The 22612-nt window shown below is 34.6% G+C and carries 20 protein-coding genes and 1 riboswitch; of the genes, 11 read left to right on the top strand and 9 right to left on the bottom strand.

Annotated features, from left to right (window positions below):
* Nucleotides 1–154 precede the first annotated feature (154 nt).
* On the top strand, nucleotides 155–253 hold the full coding sequence (locus tag ABH959_RS06805; protein ID WP_002142992.1) for a hypothetical protein: 99 nt from the start codon (nucleotides 155–157) through the stop codon (nucleotides 251–253).
* A 65-nt stretch (nucleotides 254–318) separates the two neighbouring features.
* Complete coding sequence (locus tag ABH959_RS06810) at nucleotides 319–828, top strand: SDR family NAD(P)-dependent oxidoreductase (protein ID WP_000218424.1); 510 nt, start codon at nucleotides 319–321, stop codon at nucleotides 826–828.
* A 226-nt stretch (nucleotides 829–1054) separates the two neighbouring features.
* On the opposite strand, the gene ABH959_RS06815 is transcribed toward ABH959_RS06810, so the two are convergent.
* On the bottom strand, nucleotides 1055–2155 hold the full coding sequence (locus ABH959_RS06815) for an ABC transporter ATP-binding protein (protein ID WP_113937162.1): 1101 nt from the start codon (nucleotides 2153–2155) through the stop codon (nucleotides 1055–1057).
* A 277-nt stretch (nucleotides 2156–2432) separates the two neighbouring features.
* Here ABH959_RS06815 and malL point away from each other — a divergent pair, with 277 nt between their 5' ends.
* Entirely contained in the window at nucleotides 2433–4109 is a 1677-nt protein-coding gene (gene malL, locus ABH959_RS06820) for an oligo-1,6-glucosidase (RefSeq protein WP_142675683.1), read from the top strand.
* Nucleotides 4110–4147: 38 nt separating this feature from the next.
* Here malL and ABH959_RS06825 read toward each other — a convergent pair whose 3' ends face one another.
* On the bottom strand, nucleotides 4148–5908 hold the full coding sequence (locus ABH959_RS06825) for an alpha-glycosidase (protein ID WP_113937164.1): 1761 nt from the start codon (nucleotides 5906–5908) through the stop codon (nucleotides 4148–4150).
* A gap of 325 nt (nucleotides 5909–6233) precedes the next feature.
* Between ABH959_RS06825 and ABH959_RS06830 the strand changes: the two genes are divergently transcribed.
* From ABH959_RS06830 to malR, 4 genes are all read left to right on the top strand, one after another.
* Nucleotides 6234–7493, top strand: coding sequence for an extracellular solute-binding protein (locus tag ABH959_RS06830; RefSeq protein WP_113937165.1), 1260 nt, complete (start codon nucleotides 6234–6236; stop codon nucleotides 7491–7493).
* 64 nt (nucleotides 7494–7557) lie between these two features.
* A complete protein-coding gene (gene malC, locus ABH959_RS06835; protein ID WP_113937166.1) occupies nucleotides 7558–8859 on the top strand; it encodes a maltosaccharide ABC transporter permease MalC in 1302 nt (433 codons plus the stop codon).
* Nucleotides 8860–9702 (top strand): maltosaccharide ABC transporter permease MalD, encoded by an 843-nt coding sequence (gene malD, locus ABH959_RS06840; RefSeq protein WP_002088365.1) that lies wholly within the window; start codon nucleotides 8860–8862, stop codon nucleotides 9700–9702.
* Between the two features lie 282 nt (nucleotides 9703–9984).
* On the top strand, nucleotides 9985–11016 hold the full coding sequence (malR, locus tag ABH959_RS06845) for a maltose operon transcriptional repressor MalR (RefSeq protein ID WP_113937167.1): 1032 nt from the start codon (nucleotides 9985–9987) through the stop codon (nucleotides 11014–11016).
* A gap of 4 nt (nucleotides 11017–11020) precedes the next feature.
* Here malR and ABH959_RS06850 read toward each other — a convergent pair whose 3' ends face one another.
* Together ABH959_RS06850 and ABH959_RS06855 are read right to left on the bottom strand one after the other, a co-directional pair.
* A complete protein-coding gene (locus ABH959_RS06850; protein WP_113937168.1) occupies nucleotides 11021–12184 on the bottom strand; it encodes an aminotransferase A in 1164 nt (387 codons plus the stop codon).
* A gap of 234 nt (nucleotides 12185–12418) precedes the next feature.
* Complete coding sequence (locus ABH959_RS06855; protein ID WP_000929276.1) at nucleotides 12419–12619, bottom strand: hypothetical protein; 201 nt, start codon at nucleotides 12617–12619, stop codon at nucleotides 12419–12421.
* A 309-nt stretch (nucleotides 12620–12928) separates the two neighbouring features.
* On the opposite strand from ABH959_RS06855, the gene ABH959_RS06860 reads away from it, so the two are divergent.
* The gene (locus ABH959_RS06860) at nucleotides 12929–14203 is read left to right on the top strand and encodes a sensor histidine kinase (protein ID WP_113937169.1); all 1275 of its coding nucleotides are present in this window, start codon (nucleotides 12929–12931) and stop codon (nucleotides 14201–14203) included.
* A 58-nt stretch (nucleotides 14204–14261) separates the two neighbouring features.
* Here the strand turns inward: ABH959_RS06860 and ABH959_RS06865 are convergent, their stop codons facing one another.
* Nucleotides 14262–15005 carry a DUF3967 domain-containing protein gene (locus ABH959_RS06865; protein WP_002014816.1) on the bottom strand — a complete coding sequence of 248 codons (744 nt, stop codon included), beginning with the start codon at nucleotides 15003–15005 and terminating at the stop codon, nucleotides 14262–14264.
* Between the two features lie 236 nt (nucleotides 15006–15241).
* Here ABH959_RS06865 and nucA point away from each other — a divergent pair, with 236 nt between their 5' ends.
* The gene (gene nucA / locus ABH959_RS06870; protein WP_002014817.1) at nucleotides 15242–15676 is read left to right on the top strand and encodes a DNA-entry nuclease; all 435 of its coding nucleotides are present in this window, start codon (nucleotides 15242–15244) and stop codon (nucleotides 15674–15676) included.
* Between the two features lie 39 nt (nucleotides 15677–15715).
* Nucleotides 15716–16105 (top strand): competence protein ComJ, encoded by a 390-nt coding sequence (comJ, locus tag ABH959_RS06875; protein WP_002088359.1) that lies wholly within the window; start codon nucleotides 15716–15718, stop codon nucleotides 16103–16105.
* A gap of 40 nt (nucleotides 16106–16145) precedes the next feature.
* Here comJ and metE read toward each other — a convergent pair whose 3' ends face one another.
* From metE to ABH959_RS06890, 3 genes are all read right to left on the bottom strand, one after another.
* Entirely contained in the window at nucleotides 16146–18434 is a 2289-nt protein-coding gene (gene metE / locus ABH959_RS06880; RefSeq protein WP_113937170.1) for a 5-methyltetrahydropteroyltriglutamate--homocysteine S-methyltransferase, read from the bottom strand.
* A gap of 130 nt (nucleotides 18435–18564) precedes the next feature.
* Nucleotides 18565–18752: riboswitch (cobalamin riboswitch) on the bottom strand.
* A 221-nt stretch (nucleotides 18753–18973) separates the two neighbouring features.
* On the bottom strand, nucleotides 18974–19531 hold the full coding sequence (locus ABH959_RS06885; RefSeq protein WP_404492403.1) for a PadR family transcriptional regulator: 558 nt from the start codon (nucleotides 19529–19531) through the stop codon (nucleotides 18974–18976).
* 91 nt (nucleotides 19532–19622) lie between these two features.
* Nucleotides 19623–21164: an MDR family MFS transporter gene (locus ABH959_RS06890; RefSeq protein ID WP_219303452.1), complete on the bottom strand. Its 1542-nt coding sequence runs from the start codon at nucleotides 21162–21164 to the stop codon at nucleotides 19623–19625.
* A gap of 550 nt (nucleotides 21165–21714) precedes the next feature.
* On the opposite strand from ABH959_RS06890, the gene ABH959_RS06895 reads away from it, so the two are divergent.
* Nucleotides 21715–22215 carry a hypothetical protein gene (locus tag ABH959_RS06895; RefSeq protein ID WP_002033821.1) on the top strand — a complete coding sequence of 167 codons (501 nt, stop codon included), beginning with the start codon at nucleotides 21715–21717 and terminating at the stop codon, nucleotides 22213–22215.
* Nucleotides 22216–22246: 31 nt separating this feature from the next.
* Here ABH959_RS06895 and ABH959_RS06900 read toward each other — a convergent pair whose 3' ends face one another.
* Nucleotides 22247–22480, bottom strand: coding sequence for a phage holin (locus tag ABH959_RS06900; RefSeq protein WP_002014824.1), 234 nt, complete (start codon nucleotides 22478–22480; stop codon nucleotides 22247–22249).
* Nucleotides 22481–22612 lie beyond the last annotated feature (132 nt).

Below are 22612 nucleotides of genomic sequence, written 5' to 3' on the forward strand. Positions count from 1 at the left end.
TATTTCCTATATAATACCCTCCATATTATTGATGGATGTTTAAAGAAGCTGTAGCTAATTCAAACATCCTATTTTCGTTTTAAATAGATTGAAAATTAAGAGAATGGTATAATGGATATAAATAATATCGTTATATAACAAAGGGGGATTTAGAATGACTGGAGGTAGCTTAATATTTTGGGGGATTCTTATTTTTATTGGTTTAACCTTCGATCAATATAATAGTAAGAAAAAAAAAGAAACAGAAAAGTAATCGCTTACAAGTTGTGGAGTAAACTTTTCCTGCTTGCGGACTAATATAATAAAAGAGTATACTGAATGACGGTAAGACTTATAGAAGGGGTAATGAAAATGAAGCTTGCAGGGAAAGTTGCTATCGTAACTGGCGGTGGCATCGGTATTGGACGTAATACAGCTCTTTTGTTGGCTAAACAAGGCGCAAAAGTAATTGTGACGGACATTGATCAAGAAAGTGGACAAGCAACAGTGGAGGAAATTACGAATCTAGGCGGAGAAGCACTTTTTGTATCCTATGATATGGGAAAGCAAGGAGATTGGCAACGCGTTATCAGTATTACTTTGAATGCATTTAGTCGCATTGATATGCTTTTTCAAAATGCTGGTTTATATAAAATAGATTCTATTTTTTCTCGCCAACAAGAGAACGATTCCAATGTACTTTGTATTAATGACGTTTGGATAGAGATAAAACAATTAACGTCATCTTTTATGAAACAGCAAGAAGAAGTGGTGCTGAGTGACTTACCGATTTTCGGTATTATTGGCACGAAAGGACAATCATTTCATACAGTAGAAGCCCTCGTATAATAATGAAAACCGCCCTCAAAATATGTGGACGGTTTTTTTGTGTGTATTTTCAGCCATTCTAATTTCTTATCGTATAAGTAGCAACTATACAGAATACAAGTGATTTCGTACCCACTATTTTTTTGTTTTAATTTGGCACGGGGTAGGAAGAGGATCTGACCGTTTCTATGCATGGCTAGGTTCTCTTTTCTACCTAAAAAAGAAAGTGTTGTATTTGCATGTATACTTAGCGAATACGTTGTTCAGTTTGACTATCAAAGAAATGCGCTTTATTCATATCAAATGCTAGTTTAATTTGATCTCCAGGTGAAAATGCATGTCTTGCATCAACACGTGCTGCAAAATCTTGATCTCCAAGTTTCATATATAAAATGGATTCAGCCCCTAACAACTCTGCAACTTCAATTTTCGTTGTGAAAGTAGTAGATTGTGAAGCTTCTAAAAATAATAGTTCATCATGAATATCTTCTGGACGAATACCTAAAACAATTTCTTTATTTACATAGCCTTGTTCGCGTAATAACTTCATTTTTCCTTCAGATACTTTAAACTTTAGTGAACTGTCTATAACGAAATCGGTTTCAGTTAATTTTCCACGGAAGAAATTCATTGCGGGTGAACCGATAAAACCACCAACGAAAATATTTTCAGGTGTTTCATATACTTCTTTTGGAGTTCCAATTTGTTGGATTTTGCCGTCTTTCATAACAACAAGGCGTGAAGCCATTGTCATTGCCTCAGTTTGATCATGTGTTACATAAATTGTCGTTGTGCCAAGGCGGTGGTGTAATTTAGAAATTTCTGATCGCATTGCAACACGTAGTTTAGCGTCTAAGTTTGATAATGGTTCATCCATTAAGAAGACTTTTGCGTCTCGAACAATTGCTCTACCTAATGCAACACGTTGACGTTGTCCACCTGATAAAGCTTTCGGTTTTCTATCTAAATATTGTTCAAGCCCTAAAATTTGAGCTGCATGTTTCACTCGACGGTCGATTTCATCTTTTGGTATTTTTCGAAGTTTTAATCCAAATGCCATATTATCATACACACTCATATGTGGATAAAGAGCGTAGTTTTGGAAGACCATTGCGATATCTCGATCTTTTGGAGGAACATCGTTCATTAGCTTACCATCAATTGAAAATTCTCCTTTTGAAATATCTTCAAGCCCAGCTACCATTCGTAGTGTTGTAGATTTTCCGCAGCCAGAAGGACCAACGAATACGATAAATTCTTTATCTTGAATGTGTAAATTAAAATCTGTTACGGCTGTTACGTTATTATCATATATTTTATAAATATTTTCTAATTTAAGTTCTGCCATGATATTTCCCCCTAGAAAGTTTATGCAAACGTTTTCTTTGAATTTATTATAAACGAATAGATTCAAAAAAGAAATAAAAACACTATAAAAAAATAAAACGTTTTCATTATTCCTATGAATATATAATAAGTTCCACATGTTTTATTAGAAAAAGAAAATAAATATTGTAAGCGCTATTTTAAATTTGGATAGAATCTGTTATCATTCAGTAATGAAAACGTTTGCGCCTTAAAAAAAGAAAAAAGAATCAATAGTATAGATGAAATGGGGTAGCATAATGGAAAAACAATGGTGGAAAGAAAGTGTAGTATATCAAATTTATCCTCGTAGTTTTATGGATAGTAACGGTGATGGTATAGGTGATCTTCGTGGTATTCTTGCGAAGCTAGATTACTTAAAAGAATTAGGTATTGATGTAATTTGGTTATCACCAGTCTATGAATCTCCAAACGATGATAATGGTTACGATATAAGTGATTATTGTAAAATTATGAATGAGTTCGGAACAATGGAAGATTGGGATGAACTATTACATGAAATGCATAAACGTAATATGAAACTTATGATGGACTTAGTTGTTAATCATACTTCAGATGAACATAATTGGTTTATTGAATCATGTAAATCGAAAGATAATAAATATAGAGACTATTATATATGGCGTCCTGGAAATGAAGGGAAAGAGCCGAATAACTGGGGAGCAGCATTTAGTGGCTCTGCATGGCAATATGATGAAATGACAGATGAATATTATTTGCATCTGTTTTCTAAAAAACAGCCAGATTTAAACTGGGATAATGAAAAGGTAAGACAAGATGTTTATGACATGATGAAGTTTTGGTTAGAAAAAGGAATTGATGGGTTCCGTATGGATGTTATTAATTTTATTTCTAAAGAAGATGGCCTACCATCTGTTGAAACGGATGAAAAAGGATATGTTTCAGGGCATAAACATTTTATGAACGGTCCGAATATTCATAAGTATTTGCATGAAATGAATGAAGACGTATTGTCTCAGTATGACATTATGACGGTTGGGGAAATGCCTGGTGTAACGACAGAAGAGGCTAAATTGTATACAGGGGAAGCTAGAAAAGAACTGCAAATGGTATTCCAATTTGAACATATGGATTTAGATTCCGGAGAAGGCGGGAAATGGGATGTAAAACCATGCTCACTTCTTACTTTGAAACAAAATTTAACAAAGTGGCAAAAAGCATTAGAACAAACAGGATGGAATAGCCTTTATTGGAATAACCATGACCAGCCTCGCGTTGTATCTCGTTTTGGTAATGATGGAGCTTATCATACTGAATCAGCGAAAATGTTAGCGACAGTACTTCATATGATGAAAGGGACACCATATATTTATCAAGGAGAAGAAATCGGAATGACCAATGTTCGGTTTGAATCAATTGATGAATACCGAGATATTGAAACACTAAATATGTATAAAGAAAAAGTTATAGAGCGCGGCGAAGATATAGATAAAGTGATGCAGTCTATATATATAAAGGGCCGAGATAATGCTAGAACTCCGATGCAGTGGGATGATAGAGAACATGCTGGATTCACAACGGGTGAGCCTTGGATTGCGGTAAATCCTAACTACAAAGAGATTAATGTGAAACAGGCGATCCAAGACGAAGAATCAATTTTTTATTACTATAAAAAATTGATTGAGTTACGTAAAAACAATGAAATAGTTGTGTATGGAACATATGATTTAATACTAGAAAATAACCCTTCTATTTTTGCTTATGTAAGAACATATGGAGAAGAAAAGCTTCTGGTGATTGCAAACTTTACTGCAGAGGAATGTGTATTTGAATTGCCTGAGGACATTATTTATAGTGAAGCAGAGTTATTAATACACAATTATGATGTAGAAAATGTATTGATAGAAAACATTACATTACGACCGTATGAAGCAATGGTATTTAAATTGAAATAAGAAAAGCCTTATGCCACCCTGGCATAAGGCTTTTACTATTACCATTTTAAAATAGAGAATCCATACGGTGGAAGTGTAACTTGTAATACACTTGCTTCCGCTGAAAATTCTTCGTTTGTATAAATGTTAATTATTTTCTTCCTGGTAATATGAAGAGGGAGTGAAGTTGTAACTTCACTGTTAGTAGGATTTAAAACGAAAAAGATAGTTTCATCTTCATATGTTTTTGTATAAGAAATATAATTATGTTCATCATTTGCCTCAATGAATTGAAAAATACCGTTTCCTCCAAATGCTTTATGTTGTTTCCGTAATGAAATTAATGTTTGTATATGTGTAAATAAAAGAGTATCCTGTTCTTTTTCATCCCATATCATGCATTTGCGACAGCCAGGGTCCATTCCACCATCCATACCGATTTCATCGCCGTAATAAATACAAGGAGAACCGATGAAAGAAAGGTGAAATACATAGAGTAACTTTAACTTATTTTTATCCCCATTACATGTTGCTAAAATTCTAGGTGTGTCATGACTGTCTAATAAATGAAATGCTGCTTCATTTACATTCATAGAGTAGGAATGTAGAGAATCTGTAATTTGTTTCATAAATTCACTTGAATTAATGGACTCGTTAGCAAAGTAAGAAAGTAGAGCGTTTGTAACCGGATAGCTCATTACAGCATCAAATTGATCACCTTGTAGCCATGGGAGTGCATCGTGCCAAATTTCGCCTAAAATATATACTTCAGGATTCAATGCTTTTATTTCACTTCGGAATTCTCTCCAAAAACTGTGATCGACTTCATTTGCTACATCAAGACGCCAACCATCTATATGGAATTCCCTTACCCAATAACGACCTACTTCAAGTAAATATTCTTTTACATCTGGATGTGCCGTATTTAATTTAGGCATATATGGTGTAAATGCGAAAGTATCATAGTTAGGAAGTGGCTCGGTTATAATTGGAAATTCATGAATATGGAACCAATCTTTATAGGCGGAATTTTCACCTTGTTCCAGCACGTCTTGAAATTTATCAAAGAAGTACCCGCTATGATTAAAAACAGCGTCGAGCATTACTTTTATACCATGTTTATGACACGCCTGAACGAGTTCTTTGAAAGTTTCTTTCGTCCCAAATTGTGGATCGATTTCCATGTAATCAATTGTGTCATATTTATGATTCGAATGAGCTTTGAAAATAGGAGTGAAATATATTCCGGAAATTCCAAGCTTCACAAGGTAATCAAGGTTTTGAATAATACCAGCAAAATCTCCGCCGAAAAAATTAGTTGGAGTTGGTTCGGTACTTCCCCAAGGGAGGGTGTTTGCCGGATTTAATGTGTTATCCCCGTTAGCGAATCGTTCCGGGAAAATTTGATACCATACTGTGTCTTTAATCCAGGATGGTGCTCTGAAAACGTCTTTTGCATGAATGAATGGAAAGCAGAAAAAGTTACCGACATCGTCATTTGGAATGTTAGAAAAAAATCCTCTTTCTGTATAAATAAGAGTGTCTACGTCGTTTTTTAATTCGAATCCATATCGTAAGCGTTTAAATTTCGGCTCGATTGAAACCGACCAATAATCAAATAAATCAGTAGATCCGGTTTTTTTCATAGGTGTACTCGCAGTAATCCATTTCCCATCTTGCCATTCATACGGATCACCGTAGATGAGGGCGGCGCTGTGAACATCATCTCTTTTTGTGTGTATTCGGATGTGAATTGTTTTTTCGTTGTAAGCGTATGCATAATTATCTTTTGGCCTATGATAGATCGCTTCTTTAAGCATATAGAAAATCCCCCTTTAATATCTCTATATATATTGTTACCTAAAATGAAATAATAAAGATTATGTTGCAAACGATTTCCTTTAACATAACTTTAATATTGCTTATAAGAGTAGTATTCATTTTATGTAAAGTCAATGAATAAAGAGTATGAGGAGATTATTTTGAAAATTAATATTTGCAAAATGAATAAAAGAATGTATAATGATAGACAAATAGCGCAAACGTTTTCATAGATTGAGATATTGTTTGCGCTTCTATTAAACCATTCAATGCAAACGTTTTCAACTTCTGAAGTACATAGACAATTTAGGGAGGTTTTTTGGGATGAAGAAAGCATTATCACTATTAACGATTTCAGCATTGTCAATCGGTATGTTATCTGCATGTGGACCGAAAGATTCAGGGAAAAAAGAAGCAAGTAAAGAGAAGAAAGATTATGATCTTCTCGTTTGGGAAGATGATAAAAAAGGTGTTGGTTTAGAACCAGCAGTGAAAAGCTTTGAGGAAAAATATAAAGTAAAAGTTAAAGTTGTTGAAATGCAAATGACAGATCAAGTGAAAAAGTTACGTCTTGATGGACCAGCGGGGACGGGACCAGATGTTGTAACATTGCCACACGATCAAATCGGAAATGCAGTAACAGAGGGCTTACTTTCTGAAGTAAAAGCAGATGATGCTGTGAAGAGTAAATTTACTGACTTATCAATAAAGGCACAAACATACAACGGGAAATTATATGGTTTACCAAAAGCAATTGAAACACCAATTTTTATTTACAATAAAAAATTAATGCAAAAAGCTCCAGAAACGATGGACGAGCTATTTAACTTCTCAAAAGACTTTACGAAGGATGGCAAGTACGGATTTTTAACATTAGGAGATAACTTCTACTTTGCTAACGCGTTTATGGCAGGTATGGGCGGATATGTATTTGGTGAGAAAGACGGAAAGCCAAATGCAAGTGATGTTGGATTAAATAATAGCGGAGCAGTACAAGGGGCTGAATATCTTCAAAAATGGTACAAAGAAAAGTTATTCCCGAAAGGTATTATCGGTGAGTCTGGTGGCCCTGCTGCTGATGGATTATTCAATGAAGGAAAAGCAGCATCTATTATGAACGGACCGTGGGCGTTCCAGGCGATGGAAAAGAACGGAATTGATTATGGTGTTGCTCCAATGCCAAAATTACCAAATGGTCAACCGATGAAAACATTTGTTGGGGTAAAAGGATGGCATGTAACAAGCTTCTCTAAACAAAATGATTTAGCTACAAAATTCACTGAGTGGGTAACAAATGAAGAAAACGCAAAAATTAGATTTGAGAAGACAAAAGAGATTCCTCCAGTAAAATCAGTAATGGAAGATCCAATTATTAAAGATAATGAAGCTGCAAAAGCAGTTGCAACTCAATCAGAAAATGGAATTCCAATGCCGAATATTCCAGAAATGCAAGAAGTATGGAAACCAGCTGGAGACGCGCTTCAGTTAGTTGTTACAGATAAAGAGGCACCAAAATCCGCTCTTGATAGTGCAGTGAAACAAATTAAAGGAAATATTGAGGCAAATCATAGTAAGAAAAAATAAGGTGAAATTCGTGCCTCTACTATAAGAGGCACGAATTCTCTCCCAGAAAAAAGGGGGAAGGAACATGCAAACATCTATGGAACCAGCAAACGGCTTAAAAGGTTCAAAACATAGGAAAATGGCAACCATGTTATCAATCATTCCAGGCATAGGCCAAATGTATAATAAACAATTTGTAAAAGGCCTTATTTTTCTAGTATTAACAGGTTCATTTATTGTAGCATTTGCTGATTTATTAAATATGGGATTATGGGGAATTGTAACACTCGGTACAGAAGTTCCACGTGACCATTCTGTCTTTCTATTAGTAGAAGGAATTTTGGCACTTATCGTCATAGTGTTTGGACTAGGAATATATGGATTTAACTTATATGATGCATACCAAAATGGGAAGAAACGTGATATAGGAACACCATTAAACTCAGTAAAAGAGCAATACCGTAACTTATTAGATCAAGGTTTTCCATATTTAATGGTTTCACCAGGATTTCTATTACTTATCTTTGTAGTTGTATTTCCAATCATTTTTGTAATTTTAATTGGATTTACGAATTATGACTTATATCACTCTCCTCCAGCTAAATTAGTAGATTGGGTGGGCTTTAAAAACTTTATTGATATTTTCACATTACCAATGTGGAGAGAGACATTTTTAAGTGTATTTTCTTGGACTGTCATTTGGACATTTGTTGCAACAACATTACAAGTTGCACTTGGTATTTTCTTAGCAATTATCGTAAATCAGCCTGGTATTAAAGGTAAGGCAATTATTCGAACAATCTTCATTTTACCGTGGGCTGTTCCAGCATTCGTATCTATTCTTGTCTTCTCGGGTATGTTTAATGAAACATTTGGAGCAATTAATAATCAAGTATTAGCTTTATTCGGGATTGAAAAGATTGCTTGGATGACAGATCCGTTTTGGGCGAAGATTGCTTTAATTATGATCCAAACGTGGCTCGGTTTCCCATTCGTCTTTGCAATGACAACAGGTATATTGCAATCGATTCCAGGAGAATTATATGAAGCTGCTACAGTAGATGGAGCAACTGCTTGGCAACAGTTCCGCAAAATTACATTGCCACTTGTTTTATACGCAACAGCACCAATTTTAATTACACAATATACGTTTAACTTTAATAACTTTAGTATCATTTATCTATTTAACGGCGGAGGTCCTGCTGTAGCGGGGCAAGATGCAGGTGGAACGGATATTTTAATTTCATGGATTTATAAGTTAACGATGACTTCAGCGCAGTACGGAAAAGCAGCAGCTCTTACAATGATTTTATCGTTAATCGTTATTACAGTTGCGTTATGGCAATTTAAGAGAACAAAATCATTCCAAGAAGAGGATATGATGTAAATGAATATTAAACGACAAAAGATGTTACGTCTTTCATTAAGTTATTTGGTTATCTTCATAATGTGTGCGATTATTTTCTATCCATTACTATGGATTATTGGTTCATCGTTTAATCCAGGAGATAGTTTGTCTGGTTCTAGCATTATTCCAAAAAATGCTACGTTAGATCATTATCGTAAGCTACTTGATCTTGATTCAAGTAATTACTTACTTTGGTATAAAAATACGTTAAAAGTTAGTGTTATGACGATGATTTTTTCGGTGTTAGCAATTAGCTTTACTGCTTATGCATTTTCGAGATATCGTTTTGTCGGAAGAAAAAATGGTTTATTAACATTTTTAATTCTACAAATGATTCCGAACTTTGCAGCGTTAATCGCACTATATGTATTAGCGCAGTTAACAGGATTAATTGATACACATCTTGCATTAATTTTAATTTATGTAGGTGGAGCAATTCCAATGAATACTTGGCTTATGAAAGGGTATTTTGATACGATTCCGAAAGAGTTGGATGAGTCAGCCCGCATGGATGGAGCAGGACACTTCCGTATTTTTTGGCAAATCATTATGCCGCTTGCAAAGCCAATCGTAGCGGTTGTAGCATTATTCACTTTCATCGGTCCATTTACAGATTTCATTTTAGCAAGTATTATTTTACGCACGCCGGAAAATTACACTTTAGCAGTTGGATTATATGAAATGGTAGCGAAAAAATTTGGTAATGAATTTACGACGTTTGCAGCGGGTTCAGTATTAATTGCAATCCCGATTTCGATTTTATTCTTATCACTACAAAAATACTTTATTTCTGGTTTAACAGCTGGAGGTACGAAAGGATGAGAAATGGGACATTATGTCCCATTTTTCTTTTCATCTCTCTATAAAAAAATTATAGAGAGATGAAAAGAGATTTGACATCGCATATGAAAAGAAGTGAAATAAATAGTATATTATAGTATAGGAAAAAAGAGCTATATCCCTTACAATACATGGAGAGGGAGAATATGATAAGTTTTGCAAGATAGAATAAATAAATGACAGTTTATGACTTCTCCTATGACTTGCAACGGGTGCAAGATAAAATATATGAAAATGGCAGAGAAGTGAAAGGAGGGGATTTTTATGACAGTTACAATTAAAGATGTGGCGAAGAAGGCGAACGTAGCACCATCAACTGTTTCTCGTGTAATTGCTGATAATCCAAGTATAAGTGAAAAGACAAAGCGCCGTGTTCGAAAAGTAATGAGTGAATTAGGGTATCATCCAAATTTAAATGCAAGAAACCTTGCGAACCAAACGACGAAGACACTTGGTCTTGTTATGCCGAGTTCTGCAAGTAAAGCTTTTCAAAATCCGTTTTTCCCAGAAGTTATAAGAGGAATTAGTTCATTTGCACATGTGGAAGGGTATGCGCTTTATATGTCGACTGGTGAAACGGAAGATGAAATTTTTAATGGTGTTGTAAAAATGGTACAAGGGCGTCAAATCGGTGGTATTATTCTTTTATATTCAAGAGAGAACGATCGGATTATTCAATACTTGCATGACCAAAACTTCCCGTTTGTTTTAATTGGAAAACCATATGATCGAAAAGATGAAATTACATATGTAGATAATGACAATTATACAGCTGCAAGAGAAGTAGCGGAATATTTGATTTCATTAGGCCATAAACAAATCGCATTCATCGGCGGTGGATCAGATTTACTTGTAACGAGAGATCGTTTGGCGGGGATGAGTGATGCTTTGAAACTAGCAGATATTCTATTGCCGAAAGAGTATATTTTACACTTTGATTTTTCAAGAGAGAGTGGTCAACAGGCCGTTGAGGAATTAATGGGACTAAAGCAACCACCGACGGCAATTATGGCAACGGATGATTTAATTGGACTTGGCGTGTTAAGTGCGCTTTCTAAAAAAGGATTTGTTGTACCGAAAGATGTTTCGATTGTAAGCTTTAACAATGCTTTATTATCAGAAATTGCTAGTCCACCACTTTCGACAGTTGATGTGAATATTTATCAATTAGGGTATGAAGCGGCAAAAGCTTTAGTTGATAAGGTGGAGCATTCTGAATCTACTTCAAAATGCATTATTATTCCGCATAAATTATTGAAGCGTCAAACTTGTGATTATTATGCAACAAAAAGCTAAGAGTTTAACTCTTAGCTTTTTTCTTTAGAAAGGCTTCTAAACGGTCACAGCCTTCTTTTAAAGTTTCGATACTATAAGCATAGGAAAGGCGAAGGTAGCCTTCACCGTATTCGGAAAATGCGGTTCCAGGAACAACGGCTAGCCCAGCTTCTTTTACAAGATCAAGTGCAAAATCAAATGATGAAGATGTTAAATGTCCAACATATGGGAATAAATAAAATGCACCTGTTGGCTTCTCAACCGTTAAACCCATTTGAATGAGTCTATTATACACGTAATCACGGCGTTTTTTGTATTGATAGCGCATCATCTTCGGGGCATCTTTAGCAGCTGTTAAAGCTTCGATTGCAGCATACTGAGCGATTGAAGTAGCACATGTAACATTGTATTGATGAACTTTTAATATGTGTTTTGCTAAATATTCTGGAGCAAATAAAAGTCCGATACGCCAGCCGGTCATAGAATGTGATTTTGATAAGCCGTTAATGACAATCGTCTTATCACGCATTTCTGGGAAATGAGCGATAGATGTGTGTTTTTCTTCATATACAAGTTCACTATAAATTTCATCAGAAAGAACGAAAATATTTTTATCTTTTAAGATAGATACAATATCTTCTAATTCTTCTTTTGATAAGGTAACACCAGTTGGATTAGAAGGATACGGTAAAACGACGCATCTTGTTCGTTCTGTAATTGCATTTCGCAGAGCTTCAGCTGTTAAACGAAATCCAGTTTCACGAACATCTATAAAAATAGGAGTTGCACCGCATAGTCGAATAATCGGCTCGTAACCAGGATAAATAGGAGCAGGCAAAATTACTTCCGTTCCTGGTTCTAAAATAGTTCGGAATGTAACATCAATCGCTTCACTAGCACCGATTGTAACAATGGTTTCGTTTTCAGGTGAATAATGTAAATCATAGCAATCCTTTACAAAGTTACAAGCTGCTTCGCGTAATTCTAGTAAACCAGCGTTATGTGTATAGCTTGTATAATTTTCTGTAATGGCCCGTTTAGCTGCTTCTTTTACTAGAGAAGGTGTAGGGAAATCGGGTTGCCCAATTGTTAAAGAGATAAGATTATCATAGTTTTGAATCATATTAGAGAACTGACGGATTCCAGAAATTTGGATGTCCTTCACTCTAGGATTAATGAATTGTTCCATTGTATCTCCCTTTCTTCCGTTTGAAAATTAAGTTCATTTTATCATATTTTCAACTATTACGCTTTGTTTATAAAATTCCCCCCGCTATTTGTGAAAGATAAGAATCGTATCTTAAAATTCAGTGGAAGTAAGAAATTATGTGAGGATTCAAATGTCTATAAGAGTATAAGCTGTGTGAGTTAATTAAAGTTTCACTTAAGCATAAACACAAAAAAAGCCGCTGCAAGCGACTTTTTAATAACCGTATTCCCAATCTATTTCATCTTCGTTCCAAAGTACGGAAGATACTTTGCCAAGATGGACAACGGATTCATTTACAGCACATGTACAGTCTTCGTCCCCTGCTTTATGTTGCAATTCTTCGTATACGGATTTTTCAACGTTTTCTAGCACAACCAAATTTTCTTCTTTTAAAACAAGCGTAGTACCCGCCATATTTATCTTCCTCCTACTAAAGTAATGATCACTTATTTGTAAACATAGATAGTATGGATTATATGCTGTATTTTGCGATAGTTGTCCGTCTAGTGAAGTGTTTTTTATTTTCTTTGTAATCCGTATTCATTGTATACTGCACGAAGGAAATTTGGTACAGGGTTTACAATCATTTCGGAAATTTGTAACATTTATTATTAGTTGTTAACAAATAATTAACAAATACGTTAAGAAAAATCAAAATTTTAAAACAAATAGACTTATAAAATGATATAATCATATCAAAATACATATAGGGGATGAGAGGCTATGGAGCTGATTCGTGATTTAATGATCCAAATTGCCATCATTATTTTACCACTATTTTTATATGAAGCGATTCGTTTAAATCGTTATCAAGGAATGCTTCCGAAGCCTAATCGCTACTTTATTATGTTTTTATCTAGCGTTACACTCGTTCTCTCCATGACATACTCTATTTGTTTTGGTTCCGTTTGCGGATACAATTTTCATCCAGTCCCGATTGTTAGTGGTTTTTTATATGGTGGGATTGTTGGGCTCATCCCTGCCATTATTTATGTTGCATATGAATGGATTTTTAAGGGGCTTAGTTGGTTGCCTATGGTAGAAGTTATATTTCTTTCGATAATTCCATTATTTTTGTCAAAGAAATGGTCTCTTTTTTCAAGAGATAAGAAGCTAATATTAGCTTTTATGATTGCATCATTTTATGTTCTTGTTTCATTAGTAGTCGGGATGTTGAATGTCCTTTTAGAAACAGGTTTTACACCGTACATATCTAATCTATATAGTGGGTATATATTTGCATCACTTATTATGGTTATGACAATGGTATTTCAAGTGTATTTGACTGAGTATTTAAACGAAAATGCATTATTGCGTACAGAAATGCAAAAATCAGAAAAACTTAATATTGTAAGTGAGTTAGCTGCAAGTGTTGCACATGAAGTTCGAAACCCTCTCACTGTTGTACGAGGGTTTATTCAATTGCTAGAGAGTACGGAAGACGTAAAAAACAAAGATTATATGCGTCTCGTATTAGCTGAACTGGATCGTGCTGAACAGATTATTTCAGATTATTTAAATTTAGCAAGGCCTCAAATTGAAAAAAAAGAACATATTTGTTTATCAGCACAATTAATTGAAATGACAACTCTTATGTCATCATTTGCAGCGATGCAGGGCGTTTATTTGCAAGTTGAGATTTCTGAGAGCCTTTATACTATCGGCGATAAGACGAAATTGAAGCAAGCTATTATGAATGTTGTTAAAAACGGTATTGAAGCAATTCAAGGAAACAAAGGGTATTTAAAAGTAACAGCTATTCAAAAAGATGAATTGATAATAATAAGAGTTAAAGATAGTGGTGTTGGAATGACAAAAGAACAGTTAGTAAGGCTTGGACAACCGTATTATTCTTTAAAAGAAAAAGGAACAGGATTAGGCCTTATGGTAACATTTAGTATTTTACAAGCGCATAATGGCACATTGGAATATAAAAGTGAAAGCGGAAAAGGAACTGAAGCTATTATTATATTGCCAGCTGTACGATATAAGGAATAAAAGTTACCGATAGAAGGTAACTTTTTATTTTTCGTGCATTAGAAAAAGTTACAAAATTTCATTCATTTATTTTTTCTTGTTTTGTTCGAACGAATAAACTTTTAAATGATTGAAAGAAGCTTTGCTCTTTTGAGGCGGCGACTAATCTTTTTGTTTCTTGAATTTCACGAATAACTTGCATAAGTTGTGTATCACGGTTGCTGTCTTTATTGTAAATTTGATTGACAAGTTTATTCATTTTTTCTTCTTGTTTGGATTCTCGCTTATACATATGATTCATTAATAAGTCCATCTTTTCTTTTTGGAGTGCATCTGTTTGAGCGGCGTGAACAACTAGATCTTGTAACATTTTTTCTTGTGAGCCTTCTTTTACATAAACTTGTTGCATTAGTTCATCTAATTTCTCGTCTTTTAAACGATTTTGTGTAATGAGAGTAGAGTTTTGATGAATAATTGCTTCATTTAATTGAGCAAGCATTTCAAGTTTTAGCATGAACTCCTCAAAGTTACGCCCATCTTCTTTTGGTTGCACTTCTTGTTTATCTTGAATAACAGGTACAGGTGGGGCTTCTTTTTCTTTTAAAATAATAGGTATTGTTTCTGAAATGTCCTCTTGTAATGTAGCAGCTCTTTCATGTATAGATTTCAATAGTTTTAAATCATCCAATTTATAAATACGAGCATCAGCTGTTTTTGAAATGATATAACCGTGTTCCTCTAAGAGTTGGCTATATTTTCGGACTATATGTTTTGGGATACCTGTTTTATTTGTAACATCTTTCGTTTTATAAATAGCTTCCATGATAGTTCCTCCCCAAAAAGTATCGTATATATCATTTCAACCTTTTATGAGGACTTCCTTTGAAAAAGAATGTCGGAAGGTTATTAGTTTTCTACAGCATTAGTGAAAAGATGAAGAAAAATGAATGTTTTTGGCGGAATGGAGAGGAAGAGCTAAAATAATGTCTGAAAACATACATAGAAGAAGTTTGTTATAATAACTGAGGAAAAGAAATTGGTAGGAACACGGAGGTACACATGAAGCAATTTAAAGGTATTATCATTTCAATTATTGCAATTCTTTCTCTTTTGGTAGCGGTATATGAAGTACTTGTGCCAGAGGAGACAAGTACTAAAAAAACAACTACGTATGATCAAATTCTAGAGTTCCCGAAAGAACGATATCCAGAGACCGGGAAACATATAACGGATGCTATAAAAGAAGGACATTCGGAAATGTGTACAATTGATCGTAATGGTGCAGCGGATAGAAGGAAATTATCGTTAGCGCCATATCCGACGAAGAAAGGTTATGATCGTGATGAATGGCCGATGGCGATGTGTAAGGAAGGCGGAAAAGGAGCTCATATTGAATATATAAGTCCAGCAGATAACCGCGGTGCAGGTTCTTGGGTAGGGAATAAGCTAGACAAATATCCAGATGGTACGCGTGTGAAATTTGAAGTGAAATAGTAATTGGCATACATTTCATAGTGGAGGAGAGGGATAGTTATGGAATTAACAATTTCATATTCGCAATTAATGATAATGAACTATGATGGTCAGCAGCCTTATGTAGATTGGACTCCTGAAGATTTTGAAAGAGGCTATGCTGAGGTGGATGGAGCTATTATTTTTGAAGCAATCTCTGACTATACTTGTGAAGTGGAAGTTACTTGTGGAAATCATATTGAGAAAGAAGAAGTGGTTAGAACGATATCAGTTCCTTTCACAGTGAAGAATGAAGAAGTATATATAACAAGTATTCTTTCTAATAAATATCATATTCCTATTCCGAACGGGGAATATATGATAGTCTTGCAGGCAACTCCTCTTGAAGAGCCATCAGACGATGAATTGTATAAAGTACAATACGACTTCTATTTTGAGAGTGTAGAATAAAAAAACGTGTTATCCTTTTTAAAGGATAACACGTTTTTTATTATGCGTTTGTTTTTAGGAGAGAACGAGCGTCTTTTGCTGCCTGAACCATGTGCTCTAAAGCAGGTATAACTTCCTCAGTTCTTCGTGTTTTTAAACCACAGTCTGGATTAATCCAGAAATATTTAGGGTCACATACTTGTAAAGATTGTTCTACGATTGTGAACATTTCATCTTTACTTGGGACACGTGGGCTATGAATATCATATACCCCTAGACCAATTCCTTTTTCATATGTTGTATGCTTTAATGTATTAATAAATTCTCCATGACTTCTTGATGTTTCGATAGAAATAACATCTGCGTCTAACGCTCGAATTGCATCTACAATATCTTCGAAGTTACTATAACACATATGAGTATGAATTTGTGTTTCATTTTCTACAGAAGATGTTGCTAAAAGGAATGATTGAACTGCCCATGTAATGTATGCATCCCAATCTTTTTCTTTTAACGGCATACCTTCACGAAGTGCAGGTTCATCGACTTGGATTACTCTAATTCCGGAAGATTCAAGTAATTCAATTTCATGACGAAGTGCTAATGCAATTTGATATGAAACTTCTTTTCTTGAAATATCATTTCGAACGAATGACCAATTTAAAATAGTGACAGGTCCAGTTAGCATACCTTTTACTACTTTCTCTGTTAAGCTTTGTGCATATACAGTTTCTTTAATAGTCATTCCACTTATAAAGGCAACATCACCATAAATAACAGGTGGTTTTACGCAACGAGAACCGTATGATTGTACCCATCCGTTTTTAGTAAAGGAGAAACCAGCAAGTCTTTCTCCAAAATATTCCACCATGTCAGTTCTTTCGAATTCACCATGTACTAGTACATCAAGACCAATATCTTCTTGGTAACGAATCCACTTTGCAGTTTCTTTTTCAATGAATTGATTATATTGTTCATTTGTAATATCGCCGTTACGCCACTGTTTACGTGTTTGACGAACTTCAGATGTTTGCGGGAAGCTACCAATAGTTGTTGTTGGTAACAACGGTAATTTTAAAGCTACTTGCTGTAGTTCATATCGTTTTTCAAATGGAAGAGGACGTGAGAAATCATCTTCTTTAAGTGATGTACGTGCCACTTTTACATCTTCACGATTACGTGCAGCTGATGAGCGGATTGCATGATGTGCATTACGATATGTTGTTAAATCGCTACTGATGCTTTCTACACCTTTAGTAAGAGCAGAATGGATAAGGACTAGTTCTTCTAATTTTTGATTAGCAAATGCAAGTGCATCAAATAATTCACTTGTTAAGTGCGTTTCTTCCGTTTTATCAATTGGAGTATGCAATAAGCTACAAGAAGGTTGAACAATTAAACCTTTTGCTGTGATTTGATTTTGTAATGTTGTAAATAAAGAAAGTACATCATCAAGATCAGCTCTCCAAATGTTACGGCCATCTATACAACCGATAGCTAAAATTTTATCAGCTGGGAATCCGTATTTTGAAATAGCATTTACATTACCTTCTTTGCCATGAACAAAGTCTAATCCAATACCGGAAACAGGGAATGTAATAATTTCTTCATAGTTCTCTTCTACACTATCAAAATATGTTTGTAGAAGAAGATTAGCATTTGGAACCTCTTTATGAATAGCTTCGTAAAGTTCTTTCGCTTGATTAATTTCATCTTTTGTTAAAGATGCGAAGATTGGTTCGTCAACTTGAATAATTTGTGCTCCAGCTGCGTGTAATTCAGAGAATAGTTGTACATAAGGTGCAACTAGCTCTTTTAAAATAGTGGCAAATTGCTCTTCGTTATAACCTTTTGCTAGTTTTAGGAATGTATAAGGGCCTAAAATAACTGGTTTTCCATCAACGCCTAACTCTTTTTTCGCTTCTTCATATAAACGAAGAGGACGATTGTCTTTTAAAGAGATTTGTAATCCTTCTTCATATTCAGGAACAATGTAATGATAGTTTGTGTTAAACCATTTTGTCATTTCAGAAGCAACGTGATCTTTAGAGCCGCGTGCCATTGCAAAATATACATCAAGGTAAGAGGTAAACTCTGAAAAACGTGAAGGGATGAATCCTAACATGTAGGCCGTATCCAGAACGTGGTCATAATATGTAAAATCGCCAACTGGAATTAATTCAATTCCCTTTTCTTGCTGTACTTTGACGTGTTGAAGGCGAATTTCTTTCATTGTCGTTAAAAATTGTTCTTCATCAATTTTATTGGACCAAAAAGCTTCCAATGTTTTTTTCCACTCTCGTTGTAGTCCGATACGTGGATAACCTAAGTTACTTGTTTGAATTGCCATTTTAAATTCCTCCCTAATTGAAAGTAAGCATTTCCGTTTACTCGGAAATACCTATAACAAAAAGCATAAAGGCATAGAAAAATAAGCCTTCCTTTTTGTTCTTAACACCTCATCATCATCCGTGAGTCTATCAGTGTTGTTAAAATAGGCAGGTATCCTGACTTATGCTTCATATAATTTCTTTCACCTTCCCGTTTTCACAGTGGCACAAAAAAGAAATCTCAGCATTTACAGTGGCGGGACCGTGTTGGAGTTTCACCAAACTTCCCTTTTAAACACGAAGTGAAATATTCGTGTACCTATTTTCCTTTTGAAAGGAATTTAACAAGCGATATGATATTGAAACAAATTCTAACACAATTTTCGGAATTTTGTCCACTGTTTTAAAATAAGAAAATTCTAAAGTTTTTATTTCTTTTTATTCGGAAGATTAAGTTTTTTGGTGTTTATTTATTATTAAAATGAGGGTATTTTGAGTTGCGAGGAATAATTATAGTGTTAAGTTTTTCTAGAAGAGGAGGCACCTCTTCTAGAAAAACTTAATCATTATCTACACCTATTTCTGAAAGACGACCTACAGCAGCATCTTGTAAGAGTGTGTTTAGCCAACGTAACTCAACGTTAATATGCTCAATTACGCTTTGTAGAATATATAGTTGAGCACGAGGGACTAGTTGTTTGTTATGATCGTATATCGTTTGCATTGTATGTAAATATAGCATTGTATCATCTCTCTTTTTTTCCAAAATAGGAACTAGTTCTTGTTCGTCGCTAAAGTGAGCGAAAGAGAGCGCAGAATAAATAGGTTTATATATTTGATTTTTCGCTTCAAATTGTTTTAATAATAAAGTGTGGAAAAGGGATTTTCCTTCTCCTGTTATATGGAAGATTTTTTTATCTGGTCTATTCGTATCTCGAACAATATGGGTAACGCTAATCGCACCTTGTTTTTCTAATTGCTCGAAGGCATAGTATAGCGATCCTTTGGCATATTTAATATAACAATCCATTTGTCGTTCTTTCATTATATGTTGAACTTCATATGGATGCTTATCTCCTTCGAGTAACAAGCCGAGAATGACTAACTTCATGCTCATGCTGTCTCAACTCCTGTATATAGAAACTTTATATATATTATAAACGGTATATCCTCTTTCATAAAGGGATATACCGTTTCATTTTTCTGTATTAGCTTACTTGTTTTTGTTTTTGCTTCGTTTTCGGACCTGTTAAAAGACGTTCATTTCCCATAAATAAAATACAAATTATACTTAGTACAGCTGGGATAAGTGCCCAGAAAAATGTATTGGCAATAGATGTTGCAAGAGCATCCTTAATACCACTCAGTACTTCAGGAGGTAGTTTGTCAGCGGCATTTGGTGATAATAAAAAGCTTGTGTCTCCACCTTTAGGAGCCATTTTTGCTAGTTCAGGTGGGAAGACTGCTTTTAATTTATCAGTGAAAACATGATTTTGAATTGTACCGAAAATCGTTACACCAAGGGTCATTCCAAGTGAACGGAAGAATGAGTTCGTTGATGTAGCAGAACCGCGATCTCTCATTTCTAGTTTGTGGATAGATGCCATACTTAAAACTGAGAAGGAGAATCCAACTCCAAGTCCAGCAAGCACCATAAACGTTGTTACAAGTGTACGAGGTGTTTCCATTGTTAAAGTACTTAGTAAATAAATACCAAGAACGAAGAACACTCCGGATGCTATCATGATGTTACGATAACTTGTTCGTGAAGCTAATTGTCCGCCAGCTTGACTTCCGATTACAGATCCTACCATCATAGGTGTCAAAATCAATCCAGCATTTGAGGCTGAACCACCGAGAACACCTTGAACGAAGATTGGAATATAAACTGTACAGATGATAAAAGCGGCACCATAGAAAAAGGCAACACCTTGGCTAGCTGCAAATAAAGGTTTTTTAAATAAATGGAAAGAAATAATAGGCTCTGTTGCGTTTCTTTCTACGAAGAAGAAGATAATAAGCGTAGTAACAACAGTTGAAAATAAACCAATAATCACATTAGAGTCCCATGCATATTCTTTACCGCCAAGTTCCAGGGCAAACATTAAGCAAACGATACTAACGACAAGTGTAATAGCACCAGCCCAGTCAATTTTTTGTTTTCGGTATTCTAGAGACTCGTTGTAGTATTTAGTAATGAAGAAGAAGGAAATAAGTCCTAATGGAATATTAATATAGAAGACCCAGTGCCAGCTTATATAATCTGTAATGTAAGCACCTAATAAAGGCCCGAAAACACTGGATGTTCCGAAAACAGCACCAAATAGACCTGTCATTTTCCCTCGTTTTTCAGGTGGGAATATATCATACATAATTGTAAATGCGATAGGCATCAGAGCGCCACCGCCAATTCCTTGAATGGCTCTATAAATACTTAGTTGTTCAATACTTGTTGCTGTCCCGCAAAGTGCAGAACCGAATAAGAAAAGAATTAGTCCACCAATAAAAAAGCGTTTCCGTCCGTACATATCAGATAGCTTACCGAAAATAGGCATACCGGCCATTGTTGCTACCATATATGCAGATGTGACCCAAACGAATTTGTCGAACCCTCCTAAGTCTCCAACGATTGTTGCCATCGCAGTTGCGACTATTGTGTTATCCATTGCTGCCATGAGAATACCAAGTAGTAAACCAGCAACAACAAATTTTGTTTTACTTGCTTCGTTTTTTGATAGTTGTGCTTCCAAAAGTAGCCCTCCTTTAATAAAAATTACACTAACTTAAGTTTTTAGATGCAGTGCATGAAAAATCTTTGTGTGTAGTTTGTTTCATTTCCTCTTTATTTATAAAAATTGAGCCTACATGATATAAAGAATGGAAATCATAGATTATATTATAGTCAAATTTGACTAAAAGGCAAATGTTTTCTATCGCCAAATTATTTTATCCCGCTTTAACTGCCCGTTAAAGCTCGATTGGTGAAAGCTAATAATCAGTGGGGGATGGACACCCCACTGATTAAAGTTTCACTTTATTATATTGACCAAAAGAGAGAGGTAAGACTTTATTTTGTTATGTAGTCAAGGAAGGAAATTGTAAAAAAATATTTAATAAAGTATAACCTGTGTCAACCTATTAAAAATGGTTTTTTCTTTATATTGTCGAATAGGATAAAAGGAAAAGAAAAATTTAATATGGTTTGTAACAAGCTAAATATTTTTTCTAAGTGTAGTTTATTGCATCGAGAGGCAGAATACAGTTGTATAGATGATATATCTGGAATGAGGTGAATATATTATGAAAATATGGAAACGAATTTCGGATCAAGGAAGGTATTCTATACCGTTACAGCCAGTTTTGTGGATTGATGGTTCTAAAAAGGACACGGAAGCATCCGATGTAGCAGTCACATTGCAAATCCGTAGTATGTATAAAGAAAAATTTTCGTATGAGATGATCTATGATGTTAATGACATACTAATTATTCGACTTGAAGTTGAAAATAAAGGCGTTGAAATGATTTCGCGAGTAGTTGTAAGTCATATGATTCGTGATTATTTCGCGTATATCCCAAACTCTTTAAAAGCAGATAAGGGAATAAGTGAGTTTTTATTTCAGCTTGTAAGGTGGCGAATCGATAATTTATCACCGAATGAAAAGGTAGAATTAATTTGTCAAATAAAAGCAAATAAAGATAAAGCTCCTCCCAATTCATTATTTCAGGCTACATATACATTTCAATATAAAGGTGTATCATATGGACCGCTACAAACAAATGAAGTGGTTGTGAGAAAATGATAAGAAGGAACCTGTGCGAAAGGTTCCTTCTTTAATGAAGATTGTGCTTCTTGAGTAATTTCTTTTGTTCCACTCCCTTTTTTCCAATATAGTTATTTTTGTATCCAAAATATAGAATGAATAGAAATGAAATAACATTTACTATAGCGTCAATTTGATCGTTTGTAATGAAGTTTATTCCGAAAGAGTTAAATAGTAATTTTAATGATAACAAAAAGCCAGCTAGTAAGCGCATAATATCTAATAGATTTTCTTTTTGAGGCATATAGGTCACTCCTTCCTAAAAACGATATATAGTATATATATGAAATAAAATAGAAAAGGTATACAAGCTTAAGTAGAAATGTACATTAAATATGTACATTTTTTATTTTATAGAAAAACATTATTGTTATAG

Origin of the sequence: Bacillus sp. RC51, from assembly GCF_044908115.1 — a bacterium.
Classification (GTDB): domain Bacteria; phylum Bacillota; class Bacilli; order Bacillales; family Bacillaceae_G; genus Bacillus_A; species Bacillus_A mycoides.

Excerpts from the sequence above, each read along its gene's own strand:
- malC (WP_113937166.1), top strand. The coding sequence starts at position 7,558 with ATGCAAACATCTATGGAACCAGCAAACGGCTTAAAAGGTTCAAAACAT.
- ABH959_RS06810 (WP_000218424.1), top strand. The coding sequence starts at position 319 with ATGACGGTAAGACTTATAGAAGGGGTAATGAAAATGAAGCTTGCAGGG.
- ABH959_RS06895 (WP_002033821.1), top strand. The coding sequence starts at position 21,715 with ATGAAAATATGGAAACGAATTTCGGATCAAGGAAGGTATTCTATACCG.
- ABH959_RS06865 (WP_002014816.1), bottom strand. The coding sequence starts at position 15,005 with ATGGAAGCTATTTATAAAACGAAAGATGTTACAAATAAAACAGGTATC.
- ABH959_RS06825 (WP_113937164.1), bottom strand. The coding sequence starts at position 5,908 with ATGCTTAAAGAAGCGATCTATCATAGGCCAAAAGATAATTATGCATAC.
- ABH959_RS06815 (WP_113937162.1), bottom strand. The coding sequence starts at position 2,155 with ATGGCAGAACTTAAATTAGAAAATATTTATAAAATATATGATAATAAC.
- ABH959_RS06805 (WP_002142992.1), top strand. The coding sequence starts at position 155 with ATGACTGGAGGTAGCTTAATATTTTGGGGGATTCTTATTTTTATTGGT.
- ABH959_RS06830 (WP_113937165.1), top strand. The coding sequence starts at position 6,234 with ATGAAGAAAGCATTATCACTATTAACGATTTCAGCATTGTCAATCGGT.
- comJ (WP_002088359.1), top strand. The coding sequence starts at position 15,716 with ATGGAATTAACAATTTCATATTCGCAATTAATGATAATGAACTATGAT.
- malL (WP_142675683.1), top strand. The coding sequence starts at position 2,433 with ATGGAAAAACAATGGTGGAAAGAAAGTGTAGTATATCAAATTTATCCT.
- ABH959_RS06885 (WP_404492403.1), bottom strand. The coding sequence starts at position 19,531 with ATGAGCATGAAGTTAGTCATTCTCGGCTTGTTACTCGAAGGAGATAAG.
- metE (WP_113937170.1), bottom strand. The coding sequence starts at position 18,434 with ATGGCAATTCAAACAAGTAACTTAGGTTATCCACGTATCGGACTACAA.
- ABH959_RS06855 (WP_000929276.1), bottom strand. The coding sequence starts at position 12,619 with ATGGCGGGTACTACGCTTGTTTTAAAAGAAGAAAATTTGGTTGTGCTA.
- malR (WP_113937167.1), top strand. The coding sequence starts at position 9,985 with ATGACAGTTACAATTAAAGATGTGGCGAAGAAGGCGAACGTAGCACCA.
- ABH959_RS06860 (WP_113937169.1), top strand. The coding sequence starts at position 12,929 with ATGGAGCTGATTCGTGATTTAATGATCCAAATTGCCATCATTATTTTA.
- malD (WP_002088365.1), top strand. The coding sequence starts at position 8,860 with ATGAATATTAAACGACAAAAGATGTTACGTCTTTCATTAAGTTATTTG.
- nucA (WP_002014817.1), top strand. The coding sequence starts at position 15,242 with ATGAAGCAATTTAAAGGTATTATCATTTCAATTATTGCAATTCTTTCT.
- ABH959_RS06850 (WP_113937168.1), bottom strand. The coding sequence starts at position 12,184 with ATGGAACAATTCATTAATCCTAGAGTGAAGGACATCCAAATTTCTGGA.
- ABH959_RS06900 (WP_002014824.1), bottom strand. The coding sequence starts at position 22,480 with ATGCCTCAAAAAGAAAATCTATTAGATATTATGCGCTTACTAGCTGGC.